Origin of the sequence: Marseilla massiliensis (assembly GCF_016899955.1) — a bacterium.
GTDB lineage: Bacteria > Bacteroidota > Bacteroidia > Bacteroidales > Bacteroidaceae > Prevotella > Prevotella intestinigallinarum.
The window spans coordinates 73,408-90,624 of the sequence record NZ_JACJJL010000013.1; the positions used below are offsets into that span (position 1 = coordinate 73,408).

Genomic DNA, 17,217 nt, shown 5'->3' on the forward strand with positions numbered 1-17,217 from the left:
TTCAGACATTATCGCCTATGAGTAAGAAAGTTATCATTTACCAAGTCTTTACCCGTCTGTTCGGCAATGGCGCCAGTTGTCTGCGCAAGAACGGCACAATTGATGAAAACGGTTGTGGCAAATTCAACGCCATCGGTGCTACGGAGCTTTCCGCCATGCGTGAGATGGGCATAAGTCATGTGTGGTATACAGGAGTGGTTCGCCATGCCACGCAGACCGATTACACCCGGTATGGACTGCCGGCCAACCATCCAGCGGTTGTGAAAGGCAAGGCAGGGTCGCCATACGCCATCACCGATTATTACGATGTCGACCCCGACTTGGCCGAAAGCGTGCCCGACCGCATGGCCGAGTTTGAGGCGTTGGTACGCCGTACACACGATGCCGGGCTCAAAGTTATCATCGATTTTGTGCCAAACCACGTGGCCCGCCAATACCATTCGGTCTGCAAGCCGGCCGGGGTGGCTGATTTGGGTGAAGGCGACGATAGCTCTCTTGGCTTTACTCCTAAGAACAACTTCTACTATTGTCCCGGTTGCAAGTTCTCACCACAGTTCAGCCTCGACGCCGAAGGGTTCGGCCCATATGTAGAGATGCCGGCCAAGGCTACCGGCAACGACCACTTTGACCCGTCGCCCGGCGTGAACGACTGGTATGAGACGGTGAAACTGAATTACGGAGTCGACTATTACGCCGGCCGTGTGGCCCATTTCGAACCCATCCCGGACACGTGGCACAAGATGCTGGCAATACTTCTGTTTTGGGCGGCCAAAGGAATCGACGGTTTCCGCTGCGACATGGCAGAGATGGTTCCGGCCGGTTTCTGGCATTGGGTGACAGGCCGAGTAAAGCAACAGCATCCCGGCATCGTGTTCATCGGCGAGGTTTACAATCCTGCCGAATACCGCAACTACATCTCGTCCGGCTTCGATTACCTGTATGACAAGGTGGGCATGTACGACACTCTGCGCGGCGTTACGTGCGGATATATGCCGGCATCGTCGATAACAGGGGCTTGGCAGGCAGTCGACGACATCAATGGTCACATGCTGTATTTCCTTGAAAACCATGACGAACAACGCATAGCCAGCGACTATTTCGCCGGAGACGGATGGCGCGGTGTGCCGGCCCTTGTGGTTAGTGCGCTGATGCGCCGCAGTCCGTTCATGCTCTATGCCGGTCAGGAATACGGAGAGCGGGGTATGGACGAAGAAGGGTTCAGCGGGCGCGACGGCCGTACCACCATCTTCGACTATTGGAGTGTCGGGTCTTTGAGCCGTGCGAGCAATGGCACCCTGACCGACAACGAAAAGCAGCTCGCCGCATTTTACGCAAAGGTGTTGGGGATGGCATCGACCGAGAAGGCTGTGACAGAAGGTGAGTTTTTCGATTTGATGTACGTGAATGGGCATTCCGGCCATTTCAATCCCGACAGGCAGTACGCCTTTTTGCGCAAGTCGGCAAACCAGTTGCTGCTTGTTGTTGCCAATTTCAGCGATACAGCAGTAGAGGCAGGCGTGACAATACCTGCCCATGCGTTTGACTTCCTTGACTTTGGCGAGAAGCGTTGCATGGCCACCGACCTGCTCACCGGCCGCCGGATGTCTGTCTCGCTCGTTCGCGACGGCATCGTGACAATGCCAGTAGGGGCGTGGGGTGCTTGCGTGTTGAAGCTAAACACGTCTGCGCACAAATGATTTTGCATAATATATTTCATGCAATTATTGTTATGTTCGCATAATTTTGAGTACCTTTGCATACGGTAATGCCACCCCAATGCAATGTCGTTGGTGCATTGCTTAGTGTGTGGCACATCTGTAACAAACACAGAAAGCAGTGTCTCGGTCTGCCGCTGGCACTTCGGTGCGAGAGGAAAGTCCGGGCAGCGCAGGGCGCTCCACTTCTGAAAGTAGAAGCTATTGGTGACAGTAGGATACGGCAGAAGAAAACAACCGCCAGCCATCGTCAGGCTGGTAAGGGTGAGAAGGTGGTGTAAGAGACCACCAGCCACCGGGTGATCGGTGGGCTGTGTCGTCTGGAGGCTGCAAGTTCATGTAAACCATCGGCTGAGGGTTGCCCGCCCGATATTTCCCGATGGAGGGTAGAATGCTTGACTTGTGTGGTGACGCACAAGCTAGATAAATGGCAGGCGCCACCGCCATGGAAGTGGCGGTGGAACAGAACCCGGCTTACAGGGGCACTGCTTTCTTTCTATACGAAGTTATTGTCAGGTGAAGGATAAGGTTGCGCGCATAGTCAGGTTCATGCAAGTGGGCATCTGGCGAGTGTCGAGAGACGACACGTCTCCGTTGCGTTTCCTCTTGCTGGAGGTGTTGAAGAAGCTTATGCTGGCCATACGTTTCTTCACAACAAAGCGTGTGGTCAACGAGGCGGCAGCCCTGACATATTCCACATTGCTGGCCATCGTTCCCATATTGGCTGTTGTCTTTGCCATCGCCCGTGGCTTTGGATACAACAAGTATATCGAGATGTGGTTCCGTGATGCGTTCCAGTCGCAGCCGCAGGCCGCCGACATAATAATCGGTTTCGTCAACAGCTACCTCGTACACACCAAGAGCGGCGTGTTCCTGGGCATCGGACTTGTATTCATGCTTTACACGGTATTGATGCTTATCAACAACGTTGAGATGACGTTCAACGAGATATGGCAGGTGAAAAAGCAGCGCAGCATCTTCCGTACGTTCACCGATTACCTGGCCATGCTGTTGCTTTTCCCCATACTTATAGTCGTCACGTCGGGTCTGTCCATATTCATGGCCACGGTTGTCGACCATCTGCCCGACGTCACACTGCTCGATCCCGTCAAGCGTTTCCTCATCGATTTGCTGCCCTACGGGCTCATGTCGGCCATGTTCATAGGTCTTTATGTGTTCATGCCCAACACCCATGTCAAGGTGCGCAACGTCATTGTGCCGGGCATATTGGCCGGCGTTGCCATGCAATGGCTGCAGCTGTTCTATATCAATTCGCAGATATGGGTTTCGAGCTACAATGCAATATACGGTTCGTTTGCAGCCTTGCCGCTCTTCATGCTGTGGGTTCAGATTTCGTGGATAATATGTCTTTTCGGGGCGGAGCTGTGTTACACAAACCAAAATCTGGAGTATTATGATTACAATACCAACACGGCCGACATCAGCCACAGGTACCGCATATTGCTCTGCGCTATGATAATGAGCTGCATCTGCAAGCGTTTTGACAAAGGCGGCAAGCCATACAATGCTTTCGAGTTGCGCGAAGAGACCAACATACCCATACGCATTGTAAACGATTTGCTGTACAAGCTGATAGAGGCCCACCTGGTGATAGGCATCTCGTCGGACGAGAAAGGCGAGCAGACACGCTACATGCCGGCGATGAACATAGAGAAATTGAGCCTGGGTGTGATGATTGACAGCCTGGAAGCCCAGGGCAAATGGAAGATAGACCTTGCCATAGGTAAGCATTACGGCAAGCTCTGGGGCAAGGCAATGGAGATGCGCCGCAAGTATTTACACGAATCGCGGGCCATCCTTCTCAAAGACTTATGACGCTATTCATTATTAAAACTATAAGAATATGATTATTGATTTCAGCAAGATTCAGGAGGAGGCGCTCTTCAATTTCAAGGGCGGCGAGGGTGAATTGGATACCCGCAATTTCATAGATTCCAAGAACAAGGTAATGATGAGCCGCCTTAAGCCGGGTGCATCGAGCGGTTACCATACTCATGAGCAGAACAGCGAGATTGTCTATATCATAAGCGGCAAGGGCCATTTCCGCTATGATGACGGTGTTGAGTCATTCGGCCCGGGCAGTGTGCATTATTGCCCTATGGGGCATTCGCATGCAATGTTCAACGATGGCGACGCCGACGTGGTGTATTTTGCCATAGTGCCCGAGCATCATTGACAACGTAATCTTGCCTCGACATTGGGCTGTGGCTTCACCGAAATGGTGGTGCCGGCTGTCGGAACATGGCCAAGCCATGGTGCGGCTTTTGTGCTTGCACCGTGGCTTGGCTTTGCGTTTTTATCCCAAGCATGTTGTTATGTCCCGGCTATTTCGGTCTGTAGCAGGGCCGGTCGGCCCAAGCCGTTGTCCAAGGCATGGCTGTAGATGCCAAGGCAAAGCCGCACGCAAATTCGTGGCACGGGTATGAAAACGCTTTGGAATCACATTGAAAATAATGTCGTTTCAGGCATTTGGCGCCTGGTTGCCGATAGGGTGGTGCCAAACAAAGGCATTGCCTGGATGTGGGGTCGCGGCAAATTGCCGTCGGCGACAGCATCCCGACAGGTCAAGGTAGCGGTGAAATGCAGTATCGGAGTGTTGAAGTCACAATGTAGCTGCCCCAAGTAGGTAGTGGCGGTTAAAGCCGTTTCCAGCCTCCAAACAATGCAAGGCCGCCTTGTGGCCGACGTTGCCCGGTGCCCTCGCAATGTCCGTCATTGTCGCGGGGTTGCGTTTATAGACAGTTGTGTGCATCTGCTCTTTCGCTTGTGGGTCTTTGTTTGTGTTGTGATATTTCCGCTTATCATCTTCCAACTGCATTGTGCGGCAATGGACAGAGTGTCAGATGGTTGTGTACTCCCCCCCGTTCCGGCTTGCAGCAAAGGCCGTTTCGTACGGCCAGACTGGTCGTTTGGGTATGCCAAACGGGCCGAGTCGTGGTGCCGAATGGCAGTAAGGGCAGCACGGAATGCTCGCAAGTAAAGATATTTCAGCATGGTGCTGCCGGTAGATTTGCCCAGGGCAAAAGCGCAACCTCAAACAATCCATCGGTCGCCTGACGTTTTGGCCGCCATACGTATCATCCACCCAATGAGCAGCCAACAGTTAATTCCCCGCCGCCATACAGCCTCAAGGGGCCTTATGGTGGCGGGGGATTGCCGCATGGTGATAAGAAATGCAGTGTGTCTTTGGTTCTGTCGGGGTGTCACTCAGACATGAGAAAGCTCTTGAATCCGCAGAAGTCTTTGCCCAACTGCACACTTTGCTTTTCGCCCTTCATAAATTCAGCCAGCCTGGCCGGGATGCCTATCTTTTGGCCAATGGCATTTTCAACCGTCTCTTTGAATTTTGCCGGGTGGGCAGTCTCCAGGAACACCCCGTTCTCATCGTCGGCCAGACCCTCGCTGAGGGCTCTGAATGCGCATGCCCCGTGCGGATCGAGAACGTAACCGAATGAGTCGTGGCAAGTCTTCATGGTCTCGCGTATGCTGTCGTCCGAATAGGTGGCCCCGCAGATTACTGCCTTTATGGCTGCGTGGTCGTGGCCATACAGTTCCAGTATGCGTGCAAAGTTGCTTGGGTCGCCCACGTCCATGGCATTGGCAATGGTCTGAATGCTTGGCTTGGGGGCGTAGTTGCCAGTCTGCAGATATTGGTAGAACACGTCGTTGGCGTTGTTGGCGGCAATGAACCGCTTGATGGGCAATCCCATTTCCCGCGCAAACAGCCCGGCCGTGATGTTGCCGAAGTTGCCGCTTGGCACGCATACCACAAGGTTGTCGGCCTTTCCGAGTTCCTTCATGCGCGCATAGGCGTTGAAGTAGTAGAACGCCTGCGGCAGAAACCGCGCCACGTTTATTGAGTTGGCAGATGTCAGTTTCATGTGCCTGTTGAGCTCCGTGTCCATGAAAGCGCTTTTCACCAGCGCCTGGCAGTCGTCGAAAACGCCGTCTACCTCGATGGCCGTAATGTTGTGGCCAAGGGTGGTAAACTGGCATTCCTGAATCTTGCTGACCTTGCCTTTGGGGTAAAGCACATAGACATGTATGCCCTCAACGCCCAGGAAACCGTTGGCTACGGCCGAACCGGTGTCTCCGCTCGTGGCTACAAGCACGTTGACCGTTTCGCCGTTGTCGGCCTTTGAGAAATGGCGCAGCAGGCGGGCCATGAACCGTGCGCCCACGTCCTTGAAGGCCAGAGTTGGCCCGTGGAACAGTTCGAGGCTGTAGATGCTGTCCGTCACCGGCACCACGGGGCAGTCGAACGCAAGCGTGTCTCTTACTATTCGGTGCAGTTCGCCCTGTTCAATGTCGTCGCCGAAGAATGCGTCGGCCACGGTGCAGGCAATGTCGGCAAACGTCATCTGTGCCATGTTGGTGAAAAACTCTTCGGGCAACGGCACTATGCGCTCGGGCATATACAGTCCGCGGTCGCCGGCCAGTCCGTTGACTACAGCTTCAGCGAGCGAAGCCGTGGGTGCCTTATGGTTTGTGCTGTAATATCTCATTTGTTTGTCGGTTTTATCTTTGTGTTCAGTTGCTTGTTCTGTCGGTGCCGTCGTGGTGGTTTGCACGTCCGGGCTTACTCAATGGCCATGAACGTTTTCATGAACTCGTCGAGGCGCAGCAGTCCGTAGGCCCCGTTTACACAGCTCAGTTCGCTGTATGTTTCCACGGCGTCGGGGCTTATTCCGTGGTGGTAGATGATGAACGGCACCGGTTCGTCTACATGAGTGCGAATTTCTACCGGGGTGGGGTGGTCGGGCAGTATGGCCATGCACACCGGCTCTTGCCAAGCCTTCGTCTCGTTGTATATAGGTTCCACGATGCGGTGGTCAAGGTATTCTATCGTCTTCAGTTTCAGTTCGAGGTCGCCGTCGTGGCCGGCTTCGTCGCTGGCTTCGAGGTGAAGGAAAACGAAATCGTCGGTCTTCAGGGCGTCGATGGCAGCACGGGCTTTGCCTTCATAGTTGGTGTTGGCAAGCCCCGTTGCACCGTCAACGCAGATGTTTCGCAGCCCGGCATAGTGGCCTATGCCCCTTATCAGGTCGACAGCCGATATTACAGAGCCTTTGCCCACGTTTGGAAACATTTCGCAAAGCGGTTTCATCGATGGCCTGTATCCGGGGCTCCACGGCCATATCGAGTTGGCCCTGTCGGCCCTGCCCTTGTTGAAAGGATGGCTTTCGAGCAGTTCTTGCGATTCCAATATCAGCTTGTTTATCAGTTCGGCGGTTGCCTTGGCCGTCAGCCGGCCGTCAGCGGCGGCCGCAGCGTCAGCCCCGTCGGTGTCGTAGCCCCTTTCCGGCCTCACCATCAATTGGCGCCACTGCTCGTCGGGATGGTCGTGAGGTGGTGCGCATTCTATGTGTTTGTTGCCACCGCGGATGATGAGCAAGTGTCGGTATTGTGTGCCGGTGATGAACTTTATGCGGTCGTTGCCCAGTCGGCTGTCGAGATATTTTATCAGCGTGTCGCCTTGCTCGGTGGTCAGATGGCCCCCGTGGTGGTTTTTTATGCGTCCGTCGGCAAGCGTGATGATGTTGCATCTCATGGCCATGTCGCCGGGTTGCATTTCATACCCAATGCTTGCGGCTTCGAGTGGGCCGCGCCCTTCGTACACCTTGTTAAGGTCGTAGCCCAGTATGGCTGAGTTTGCCACTTCGCTGCCAGGCGCAAACCCTGTGGGTATTGTCATCAGTCTGCCGGTTCGCCCCTTTCTTGCGAGCATGTCCATATACGGCGTGTCGGCGTATTGCAACGGCGTTTGGCCGCCCAGCCTTTCAACCGGGTGGTCGGCCATACCGTCTCCAAGTATTATGATATGCTTCATTTCTTTGTCCTGTTTGTTTTTGTTGTGTTGTCGGTTGGTTTTTGTTTGTCAGATGTTTGCTATCGACATGATGTTGGCAAACACTCCGGCAGCGGTAACCCCGGCGCCGGCCCCGTAGCCTTGGATGAGCATGGGGTATTCTCGGTAGCGCTCGGTTGTGAGCATTATTATGTTGTTCGAGCCTTCGAGGTTGTAGAACGGATGGTCGCTGCCCACAGCCTCCAGCGACACGCTTGTGCGTCCGCGGTCCATCTTGGCAACAAACCGCCATCGCTTGTTGTCGGCCTCGATGGCCTTGCGCCTGCTTTCAAACCCGGCATCGAGCGAAGGCAGGTTGCGCCAGAAGTCGTCTATGCTGCCTTTGAAAAACTCGTCGGGCACGAACAGATGCTTCTCAACGTCTTCCTGCTCAACCTTGTAGCCTGCCTCGCGGGCCAGGATGACGAGCTTTCGAACCACGTCCTTGCCGCTGAGGTCTATGCGCGGGTCGGGCTCGCTGTAGCCCTGTTCCTTGGCCCTGCGCACGGTTTCTGAAAACGGAACGTCGGCAGATATCTCGTTGAATATGAAGTTGAGCGTTCCGCTCAGCACTGCTTCAATCTTCAGTATTTTGTCGCCCGACGACCGCAGGTCGTTTATTGTGCCAATGATGGGCAGTCCGGCGCCTACATTTGTTTCAAAGAGAAACTTCACCCCACGCCTCAAGGCCGTTTCTTTCAGCTTTAAGTAGCTGTCATAGTCGCTCGACGCTGCCACTTTGTTGGCTGCCACCACCGACACGTTGTGCTCGAGAAGCGCCTGGTAAAGCCCGGCCACCTCGCCGCTGGCAGTGCAGTCTACAAATACGCTGTTGAATATGTTCATGCCGATGATGCCATTGCGCAGGTGGTCGACATTGCTCGGCTCTGCTTTCTCGAGTTGCTCGCGGTAAGAAGAGAGGTCTATGCCGTCGCGCGAGAACATTGCCCTCTTGCTGTTGGATATTCCAACGACATTGAGCTTCAGCCTCCGCGTGCGTTTCAGTTCTTCATATTGAGAGCGAATCTGCTCGATGAGGTTGCCGCCCACAGTGCCTATGCCGCAGATGAACAAGTTCAGCACATTGTATTCGCTGAGGAAGAAAGAGTCGTGGATGACATTGAGCGACTTGCGTAGGAAGCGCGAGTCGACCACGAAAGAGATGTTGGTCTCCGACGCGCCCTGGGCGCAGGCAATGACACTGATGCCGCTCCGGCCCAGTGTGCCGAACAACTTGCCGGCTATGCCTGGCGTGTGCTTCATGTTTTCACCCACGATGGCAATTGTTGCAAGGCCGCTTTCGGCATGCATTGGGAACATGGCTCCGGTCTGTATCTCCTTGGCAAACTCCCTGTTGAGCACGTTTACGGCTTCGTCGGCGTCTTCGTCACGCACGCCAATCGACGTAGAGTTTTCCGAGGAGGCCTGCGAAACCATGAATACTGATATCCCGTTGTCGGCCAGGGCTGTGAATATGCGTCTGTTGACGCCAATCACTCCAACCATCGACAGGCCGGTTACGGTGATCAGCGTGGTGCCGTTGATGCTTGATATGCCCTTGATTGGCTTTTTGTCGTTGTCGACGGTGGCCTTGATGACAGTGCCCTGCGCATCGGGGTTGAACGTGTTCTTGACCATTATCGGTATGTTTTTCACGCATACCGGGTATATCGTAGGCGGGTAGATTACTTTCGCGCCGAAGTTGCACAGCTCCATAGCCTCGATGTAACTCAGTTCATTGATGGTGTAGGCGGTGTGTATCACCCTGGGGTCGGCGGTCATGAACCCGTCGACATCTGTCCATATCTCGAGCACTTCGGCATTAAGGGAGGCGGCAATGATGGCTGCCGTGTAGTCGCTTCCGCCGCGGCCGAGGTTGGTTGTCTCGCCCGAGCATTCGTCGGAACTGATGAATCCAGGCACCAGCGAGACCTTCGGAATTTCGGCAAAGGTCTCTCGCACAAGCCTTTGGGTGAGCTCGCTGTCGAGCACATGCTTGCCGTGCTTCTGTGTGGTCTTTATGAATTCGCGGGAGTCATACCATCTGGAGCCGTCAATGAGCGTGGCTACTATTTGTGAACTGAGGCGCTCGCCATAACTGACAATGGCCGCCTTGGTCTTTTCGCTGAGGTCACGTATGAGGTAAACGCCATAATATATTGAACGAAGTTGCTCAAGAAGGCCGTCTATGATGGCGAGCAGACGGTCGTGCTTGTCCTTGTCTGCAATGATGGCGTCTATCATATTGTGGTGGCGTTGCGCCATGGCTTCAATCTCGTCTACGTAACCCTCGTTGCCGTTGACAGCCATCTTCGAGGTTTCTATCAGCTTGTCGGTGATGCCGCCAAGCGCACTTACCACTACTATCACGTCGTCGTTCTCAGCTTCGACAATGCGTTTCAGGCTGAGTATGCTTTCTTCGGAACCTACGGATGTTCCGCCGAATTTCATTACTTTCATCTTCTTGGTGCTTGTTTTTGTTCTGTAATCTCCCTCAGCAAACGGGACTCTGTTTTCTCCTTTTATAATAATCTGTGCAAAATTAGCAATAATTGTTGTTATAAACAACTTTTTGATGATAAAATGGAACCCTGCAGGCCATATTTTGTTTTTGCTGTATTGCGGTTTGATGGCATTGACACCGCATGCCATAGTTGCTGCATGGCAATGTCGTGTAGGTGATAATGCACATCCGTTTTGATAAAAAGAACCGTTTTCTTTTGTGTTCTCCGCTAAAAGAGTTATCTTTGCAATCACATATTTCAGAGCAAATTCATTATGAAGAATATACTTAAAGCGTTACCCGCATTATTGTTCCTGTTATGTTCGTCGGTTGTCTCGGCAGCCACCAAGCCCATAGTCTTGGACTTATGGCCGAATGGTGCCCCGGAGAAAAGCTCGGATTTGAAGGATACGGCTAGGGTCTATGTGTATCTGCCGGATGTGAAGCATGTCACGGGGCGCGCTGTGGTGATATGTCCCGGTGGCGGTTACGCCATGTTGGCAATGGAGCATGAGGGCACAGACTGGGCCGAGTTCTTTACCAGTCAGGGCATCGCAGCCATAGTGTTGAAATACCGCATGCCTCACGGCAACCGCAAAGTGCCGGTAAGCGATGCGATGGAAGCGATGCGCTTGGTGAGGCGCAATGCCAAAGAGTGGCGCATAGATGTTGACCAGGTGGGCATCATGGGCTCGTCGGCCGGCGGTCACCTGGCATCTGTGGTGGCCACCATGGGCAAGGGCAACACAGCTCCTAATTTCCAGATACTGTTTTATCCGGTGATTACGATGAACCCGGGGTTCACCCATATCGGTTCGCATGACAATTTCCTTGGAAAGGATGCGCGCAAGAAAACAGAGCAGGAGTACAGCACAGACAGGCAAGTGAGCAGGGTGACGCCAAGGGCGTACATTCTGTTGAGCGATGACGACCACACCGTTTTGCCTGCCAATGGCGTCAATTACTATCTCGCCTGTTATCGTCACGACGTTCCGGCGTCGCTCCATGTCTATCCCACCGGTGGTCATGGTTGGGGCATGAAGCAGAGTTTCCCTTATCACATAGAGATGCTGCTTGACTTTAAGGCATGGCTGAACAGCTTCTGACGGTTTTTGTGGTCAAGGCTACATGTGGCAAATCATGGAAAGAATGCATTGGATTGGCATTCTTTCCATGATTTGTCGTTAAAGCGGCTTCTGTGGCTGGTGATTGATGTGGGCCCAGAGTAATGCGTCCGATAGAGTTTCTTGATTATGCTGTTGTCTGTGCGATACACCGGGCGCTATGTTGTGGATAGGCAAGACTTGGTTGGAATCGCAGGCGGAAAACGTGGCATGAAGGTGCAAATCTTGGCATACATCACATTTATATTGGCTGCTTAACGTCGTCCGTACGCTATTTGTTTCGTCTGGGTTTTGTCGTTTGCAATAATTTGTCTACATTTGCAATGTGTTTCAATCAATTGCCTTTCGGTCGCGGTGGCTTTTGTTTGCATTACGGTTTTGTGTGCAGTTACCCGCTTCAAATGGCAATTGAGAGCAGAGTTATAAAACGAAAGTCAGGATGATCAACGAATATCAGGTTAGGGTACTGCCTCATGTGGCAGCCGGCGAAGAGTCAATTTGCAGGTATCTGGCAAGTGAGCATGGTTTTGACGTGCGTACGGTTAAGGCCGTCAGGGTGCTTCGCAAGAGCATAGATGCACGCCAGCGGACTATATATGTGAATCTTAAAGTGCGTGTTTACATCAATGAAGAACCGTCAGACTTGCCTTATGTCCCGGTAGAATATCCCGATGTCTCAGGTTCAAGGCAGGTTGTTGTGGTCGGTGAAGGCCCTGCGGGGTTGTTTGCTGCTCTTAAGCTAATAGAACTGGGACTGCGTCCGGTGGTCGTAGAGCGTGGCAAGGATGTCAGGGAGCGCAAGAAAGATCTTGCCGACATATCACGTACGCAGAAGGTTAATGGCGAGAGCAATTATTGTTTTGGCGAGGGTGGAGCCGGCGCTTACTCAGACGGCAAGCTGTACACACGGAGCAAGAAGCGCGGTAATGTGGATAAGATACTTGGCGTTTTTTGTCAGCATGGGGCCTCAACGGCAATAATGGCAGACGCCCATCCGCACATAGGAACCGACCGTTTGCCGGGAGTTATTGAGCGAATGCGCCAGACGATAATATCGTCAGGTGGTGAGGTGCGCCACCAGACACGCATGGACAGGTTGCTGATTTCACATGAAGGTCATGTGGAAGGAATCGACGCAACCGACTTGCGCACGGGTGCCGGCCTTACATTACACGGCCCTGTGATATTGGCAACAGGCCATTCGGCCAGGGATGTTTACCGATATCTTGCCGAGGCGAAGGTTGAAATAGAGCCCAAGGGCATTGCGGTTGGCGTCAGGCTCGAGCATCCATCGGAATTAATAGACAGAATACAATACCATAATCCGGCAGGGCGTGGCAAATATTTGCCGGCTGCAGAATATTCGTTTGTCACTCAGTCTGGCGGCCGAGGGGTTTATTCGTTTTGCATGTGCCCCGGCGGCTTTGTGATACCTGCCGCCACTTCTGATGGGCAGATTGTTGTAAATGGCATGAGCCCGAGCAATAGAGGGGGAAAATGGTCGAACAGTGGCATGGTTGTAGAAACGCGAGTCGAGGACGTCGAAGGTGACGATCCTCTGAAAATGATGCACTGGCAGGAAAGGCTCGAACATGATTGTTGGATCCAAGGCAATATGCGACAGACCGCTCCGGCGCAGCGCATGGTCGACTTTGTCAACGGAAAGCTCAGCTATGACTTGCCGCGCAGTTCGTATTCTCCCGGCTTGATATCCTCGCCGCTTCATTTCTGGCTTCCAGCCCAGGTGGCAGACAGATTGCGCGAAGGGTTCAAGGAGTTCGGGCGCATGAGCCGCGGCTTCTTGACCAACGATGCAGTCATGATTGCTATAGAGACACGCACGTCGGCCCCGGTGCGCATAGTGCGCGATCCGGCGTCGCTCATGCACGTTGGTGTGGCCGGGCTTTTCCCCTGTGGCGAGGGCGCCGGATACGCCGGAGGAATTGTGTCGGCCGCCATTGATGGCGAGAGGTGTGCAGAGATGTGCCATGAATATTTGGCGGCGAGATGACGTCTTTGGTCGTTTCTTCTGTCTGCAGCACATTAGAATAATAAGAAACAAGCAAAGAAAAATTTGCATAAGTGGCAGAAAAGTAGTATTTTTGCGCCAAAATTTGGTTAAAATAAAGATTCACTATAATGAATATTTCGTACAAATGGCTTAAAGAGTACGTTGACTTTGACCTTACTCCGCAGCAAGTTTGTGATGCTTTGACCTCAACAGGGCTTGAGGTAGATGCGCTTGAGGAGGTTCAAAGCATTAAAGGAGGCCTTAAAGGCTTGTACGTAGGCAAGGTTTTGACGTGCGAAGCTCATCCTAACTCCGACCATCTTCATGTCACAACGGTTGACTTGGGGCGTGATGTTCCGTCGCAGATTGTGTGCGGCGCTCCCAATGTGGCTGCTGGACAGAAGGTTGTCGTTGCAGACTTGGGGTGCGTGCTATACGATGGCGACAAGGAGTTTGTCATAAAGAAGTCCAAGTTAAGAGGGGTTGATAGCTATGGCATGATATGTGCCGAGGATGAGATTGGTGTCGGAAACAGCCATGACGGTATAATCGTGCTGCCCGACGATGCGCCTGTCGGTCAGCCTGCCGCAGAATATTATCACCTGGAAAGCGACTGGGTGATAGAGATAGACATCACTGCTAACCGTGCCGATGCATTGTCTCACTGGGGTGTTGCCCGTGATTTGTATGCGTGGCTGAAGTGCAATGGCTATGAGACGAGCTTGCATCGCCCCGATTGTTCAAAGTTCTCTGTTGACAATCATGACTTGCCTATCGACGTGGAGATTGTCAATCGTGACGCTTGCAAACGATATGCATGCGTAAGCATAACCGGTTGCGAGGTGAAGGAGAGTCCTGAGTGGTTGCAAAACAAGTTGCGGGTGATAGGACTTCGGCCGATAAACAACATTGTAGACATTACCAATTACATAATGATGGCCTATGGGCAGCCCATGCACTGTTTTGATGCCGATATGGTGACAGGCCACAAGATAGTGGTGCGCACACAGCCGGAAGGTACAAAGTTTGTTACGCTCGACGGCGTAGAGCACGAGTTGGGCACCCATGACTTAAGCATATGTAATGCCGAAGAACCGATGTGCATTGCCGGAGTGTTTGGCGGCAAGGGCAGCGGCACGTACGAGACTACGCGGAATGTGGTATTGGAGAGCGCTTATTTCCATCCGACTTGGATACGCAAGAGCGCGCGCCGCCACGGATTAAGCACTGATTCATCATTCCGCTTCGAGCGCGGCATTGACCCGGAAGGAGTTATATACGCGTTGAAGCAAGCTGCAATATTGTGCAAAGAGCTCGCCGGTGGAAGTGTGTCCATGGAGATAAGGGACGAATATCCTGAGCCAATGAATGGATTTACGGTTGACTTGGAGTACGATTATGTAACCGGACTTATAGGCAAGGATATCCCACACTCAACCATCAAGAGCATCTGCGAGAGCCTTGACATGAAGATATTGTCTGAGTCTGACAACGGTTTGGAACTGCTAGTTCCGGCATACAGGGTTGATGTTCAACGCCCGTGCGACGTTGTAGAGGACATTTTGCGTATATATGGTTACAACAACGTTGAAATACCATCGCAGTTGAAAGGCTGTCTTGCTGTTAAAGGTGATGAAGACCGCAAGCACAAACTGGCCAATATTGTTGGTGAGCAGCTTGTGGGATGCGGATTCAATGAGATTCTTAACAATTCGTTGACGCGCGGAGCTTATTACGACATGTTCGATGCTTACAAGCAGGAAAACTGCGTTAAGATAATGAATCCGCTCAGCACAGACCTCAATGTTATGCGCCAGACTCTCATCTTTGGTGGTTTGGAAAGCATAGAGCACAATTCAAAGCGCAAGAATCCCAATCTGCGCTTGTTTGAATTTGGCAATGTTTACCACTTTGACCCGGCAAAGCAAAACACTGAAAATCCCATAGCGGCATACAAGGAAAGCTATCATCTCGGTTTGTGGCTTACCGGTAAGCGTGTCGATGGCAGTTGGGCTCATCCCAACGAAGACAGCAGCTTCTTTGAGCTTGCGGCCTATGTGCGCAACATATTCGACCGCATAGGGCTGAAGCAAGGCATGACAGTGCGGAAGAAAAGCGCTAATGATGTTTTTGCCCACGGCTTAACAATAGAGAACCGTGGCGGCAAAAAGCTCGCCGAGATGGGCGTGGTAAGCGCCAAACTGCTGAAAACCGTAGATATATCAAAGCCGGTTTACTACGCCGAGCTTGATTGGACAGCCCTTATGAAGGCCGTAGGCAAGAACCAGGTCTTGTATGCCGAGATTAGCAAGTTCCCCGCTGTCAGCCGCGATTTGGCTCTGCTTGTTGATAACGGAGTAGAGTTTGCCGCTATAGAAGAAGTGGCAAGGCAGACGGAGAAGAAACTGCTTAAGGGAGTAGAGCTCTTCGACGTGTATGAAGGAAAGAATCTTCCGTCAGGAAAGAAGAGCTATGCAGTCAACTTCATACTGCAAGACGAGGCAAAGACTCTCAACGATAAGCAGATCGATTCGATAATGACTAAACTGATAACAAACTTAAAGAATAAACTTGGGGCAGAGCTCCGTTAATAAACACTCCGATGGGAAGAGCATTTGAATATCGTAAAGCAACAAAGCTTAAGAGATGGGGGCACATGGCCCGCACATTTACAAAGATTGGTAAGCAGATAGCAATAGCAGTCAAGGCTGGTGGACCTGAGCCAGAGAACAACCCTCATCTGCGCGCAATCATACAGACAGCCAAGCGCGAGAACATGCCTAACGCCAACATTGAGCGTGCTATCAAGAATGCATTGGGGAAAGACCAGAAAGACTTCAAGGAGGTGACATACGAGGGATATGGCCCTCACGGCATAGCCATCTTCGTTGATGCTGCCACTGACAACACAACCAGGACGGTTGCAAATGTTCGCGCTGTATTCAATAAGTTCAGCGGCAATCTTGGTACACAAGGTTCGCTTTCATTCCTGTTTGACCAGAAGTGCGTGTTTACATTCAAGAAGAAAGACGGGCTGAATATGGACGACCTGATACTCGAATTCATTGATTTTGGTGTCGATGACGAGTATGATGAAGATGAAGAGAGCGGCGAAATAACAATCTACGGAGAGCCTACGAGCTTCAGCGACATACAGAAGCATCTTGAAGGTATGGGCCTTGAGGTCACCGGTGCCGAGTTTACCCGAATACCTAATGACCTTAAGGACGTTACGCCGGAGCAGCGTGAGACAATCAACAAGATGGTCGACCTGCTTGAGGATGACGACGATGTGCAGAACGTATATACAAATATGAAACCCGAAGAGGCCTAAAATCATATTTGTCGAGGCACAATCAATACAAGAATAGCGAGGGTTACCCGGAACAAGGAAGGTCGGGTTGCCCTCGCTTCATTATATTAAAATAATCTTATTGGGCCAAGCCTGTTGCCATGATGTGTGTTACTTATAATCTTCAGGCTTGAATACTGCCTCGAAAACAACCTTGTTTTTGTCTTTCCCTGAGCGGTAAGTGTAGGCGAAGTTATAACCTGCGTCTTTGTAGTCTTTTATTGAAGTGGCATTCTTTATTTGTGATAGCAACAGGTTGTAAGCCTCAGAAGTATTTATGTTGGGGTTACTGTCTGCTGCTCCTTTTATGGAGTAATAATAATGCAGTGTGTGTGTGGAGCGTTCAAAGCTCATGCTGTCTATCACAATGTTTTCGCCGATAGGTGCCGGGCATTTCTTTTCTGTGTATTCCTTGGCTTCCCGGGCACATTTATCTTCAAGGCTTTCCTGACAGGATAATAGCAATCCGGACAAGAGTAACATAAACATCGTTCTTTTCATTGTCGTATAGTTTATTTGTTGCCGCAAAGTTACTAAAATACTCGTGAACGACAATGGCACGATACACCTTTTATCATGAAATGGTGCATCGTGCCATTATTCATCAGCAACTGCAATTTGTTTTCTAATTCAGAAGATGTAA

Annotated in this window: 11 protein-coding genes and 1 other RNA gene; 8 read left to right on the forward strand and 4 right to left on the reverse strand. The window is 51.9% G+C overall.

What is annotated here, in order from left to right; genetic code table 11:
• Positions 1 to 17: 17 nt before the first annotated feature.
• The 4 genes from H6B30_RS09005 (at position 18) to H6B30_RS09020 (ending at position 3,912) form a co-directional block, all read left to right on the forward strand.
• Positions 18 to 1,697: an alpha-amylase family glycosyl hydrolase gene (locus H6B30_RS09005; protein WP_205109734.1), complete on the forward strand. Its 1,680-nt coding sequence runs from the start codon at positions 18 to 20 to the stop codon at positions 1,695 to 1,697.
• A 136-nt stretch (positions 1,698 to 1,833) separates the two neighbouring features.
• Positions 1,834 to 2,208, forward strand: an RNA gene (gene rnpB / locus H6B30_RS09010) — RNase P RNA component class A.
• A 23-nt stretch (positions 2,209 to 2,231) separates the two neighbouring features.
• Positions 2,232 to 3,551, forward strand: coding sequence for a YihY/virulence factor BrkB family protein (locus tag H6B30_RS09015; RefSeq protein WP_249084661.1), 1,320 nt, complete (start codon positions 2,232 to 2,234; stop codon positions 3,549 to 3,551).
• Between the two features lie 28 nt (positions 3,552 to 3,579).
• Positions 3,580 to 3,912, forward strand: coding sequence for a cupin domain-containing protein (locus tag H6B30_RS09020; protein WP_205109736.1), 333 nt, complete (start codon positions 3,580 to 3,582; stop codon positions 3,910 to 3,912).
• Positions 3,913 to 4,939: 1,027 nt separating this feature from the next.
• Here H6B30_RS09020 and thrC read toward each other — a convergent pair.
• From thrC to thrA, 3 genes are all read right to left on the reverse strand, one after another.
• Complete coding sequence (gene thrC / locus H6B30_RS09025) at positions 4,940 to 6,241, reverse strand: threonine synthase (RefSeq protein WP_205109738.1); 1,302 nt, start codon at positions 6,239 to 6,241, stop codon at positions 4,940 to 4,942.
• Between the two features lie 74 nt (positions 6,242 to 6,315).
• Entirely contained in the window at positions 6,316 to 7,566 is a 1,251-nt protein-coding gene (locus H6B30_RS09030; RefSeq protein ID WP_205109740.1) for a cofactor-independent phosphoglycerate mutase, read from the reverse strand.
• Between the two features lie 48 nt (positions 7,567 to 7,614).
• A complete protein-coding gene (gene thrA, locus H6B30_RS09035; protein ID WP_205109742.1) occupies positions 7,615 to 10,044 on the reverse strand; it encodes a bifunctional aspartate kinase/homoserine dehydrogenase I in 2,430 nt (809 codons plus the stop codon).
• A 318-nt stretch (positions 10,045 to 10,362) separates the two neighbouring features.
• Between thrA and H6B30_RS09040 the strand changes: the two genes are divergently transcribed.
• The 4 genes from H6B30_RS09040 (at position 10,363) to H6B30_RS09055 (ending at position 16,556) form a co-directional block, all read left to right on the forward strand.
• Complete coding sequence (locus tag H6B30_RS09040) at positions 10,363 to 11,193, forward strand: alpha/beta hydrolase (protein WP_205109744.1); 831 nt, start codon at positions 10,363 to 10,365, stop codon at positions 11,191 to 11,193.
• A 457-nt stretch (positions 11,194 to 11,650) separates the two neighbouring features.
• Positions 11,651 to 13,222: an NAD(P)/FAD-dependent oxidoreductase gene (locus tag H6B30_RS09045; protein ID WP_205109746.1), complete on the forward strand. Its 1,572-nt coding sequence runs from the start codon at positions 11,651 to 11,653 to the stop codon at positions 13,220 to 13,222.
• Positions 13,223 to 13,350: 128 nt separating this feature from the next.
• On the forward strand, positions 13,351 to 15,813 hold the full coding sequence (gene pheT / locus H6B30_RS09050) for a phenylalanine--tRNA ligase subunit beta (RefSeq protein WP_205109747.1): 2,463 nt from the start codon (positions 13,351 to 13,353) through the stop codon (positions 15,811 to 15,813).
• Between the two features lie 11 nt (positions 15,814 to 15,824).
• Entirely contained in the window at positions 15,825 to 16,556 is a 732-nt protein-coding gene (locus H6B30_RS09055; protein ID WP_205109749.1) for a YebC/PmpR family DNA-binding transcriptional regulator, read from the forward strand.
• Between the two features lie 129 nt (positions 16,557 to 16,685).
• On the opposite strand, the gene H6B30_RS09060 is transcribed toward H6B30_RS09055, so the two are convergent.
• Complete coding sequence (locus tag H6B30_RS09060; RefSeq protein ID WP_239483819.1) at positions 16,686 to 17,075, reverse strand: DUF8479 domain-containing protein; 390 nt, start codon at positions 17,073 to 17,075, stop codon at positions 16,686 to 16,688.
• Between the last annotated feature and the right edge of the window lie 142 nt (positions 17,076 to 17,217).

What these genes read in the sequence shown, in the direction of transcription:
- H6B30_RS09005 (WP_205109734.1), top strand. Translation starts at nt 18, where the DNA reads ATGAGTAAGAAAGTTATCATTTACCAAGTCTTTACCCGTCTGTTCGGC.
- H6B30_RS09040 (WP_205109744.1), top strand. Translation starts at nt 10,363, where the DNA reads ATGAAGAATATACTTAAAGCGTTACCCGCATTATTGTTCCTGTTATGT.
- H6B30_RS09020 (WP_205109736.1), top strand. Translation starts at nt 3,580, where the DNA reads ATGATTATTGATTTCAGCAAGATTCAGGAGGAGGCGCTCTTCAATTTC.
- thrA (WP_205109742.1), bottom strand. Translation starts at nt 10,044, where the DNA reads ATGAAAGTAATGAAATTCGGCGGAACATCCGTAGGTTCCGAAGAAAGC.
- H6B30_RS09060 (WP_239483819.1), bottom strand. Translation starts at nt 17,075, where the DNA reads ATGAAAAGAACGATGTTTATGTTACTCTTGTCCGGATTGCTATTATCC.
- H6B30_RS09055 (WP_205109749.1), top strand. Translation starts at nt 15,825, where the DNA reads ATGGGAAGAGCATTTGAATATCGTAAAGCAACAAAGCTTAAGAGATGG.
- H6B30_RS09030 (WP_205109740.1), bottom strand. Translation starts at nt 7,566, where the DNA reads ATGAAGCATATCATAATACTTGGAGACGGTATGGCCGACCACCCGGTT.
- thrC (WP_205109738.1), bottom strand. Translation starts at nt 6,241, where the DNA reads ATGAGATATTACAGCACAAACCATAAGGCACCCACGGCTTCGCTCGCT.
- pheT (WP_205109747.1), top strand. Translation starts at nt 13,351, where the DNA reads ATGAATATTTCGTACAAATGGCTTAAAGAGTACGTTGACTTTGACCTT.
- H6B30_RS09045 (WP_205109746.1), top strand. Translation starts at nt 11,651, where the DNA reads ATGATCAACGAATATCAGGTTAGGGTACTGCCTCATGTGGCAGCCGGC.